The following is a 323-nucleotide window of genomic DNA, read 5'->3' on the forward strand; positions in this document are numbered from 1 at the left end:
GCAACCCCGCCGGTGCCGCCGGCCCCACCGTCACCGCCGATACCGCCGAGCCCGGCCACGGAGCCGTCAGCACCCGCGCCGCCGGCCCCGCCGACTCCGCCTGCACCGCCGGCACCGCCGTGTCCGCCTCCGCCCAGCAGCCATGCACCCTGACCTCCGGCTCCACCGTCGCCGCCGATCCCGCCGATGCCACCGCCGGTGCCCACGGTGCCGACCGCTCCGGCGCCGCCAGCCCCGCCGGCGCCACCGGCGCCGCCCGCGCCGCCGGGAGCCAGGAATCCACCAGCGCCGCCGACGCCGCCCTGGCCGCCGTGCCCGCCGAC

1 protein-coding gene is annotated in these 323 nt (G+C 82.4%); it reads right to left on the minus strand.

The window, feature by feature from the left end:
- Positions 1–323 (minus strand): hypothetical protein (locus BST12_RS35210; RefSeq protein ID WP_211281439.1); only part of this gene is annotated, 323 nt, incomplete at both ends.

Source organism: Mycobacterium angelicum, from assembly GCF_002086155.1.
GTDB classification, from domain to species: domain Bacteria; phylum Actinomycetota; class Actinomycetes; order Mycobacteriales; family Mycobacteriaceae; genus Mycobacterium; species Mycobacterium angelicum.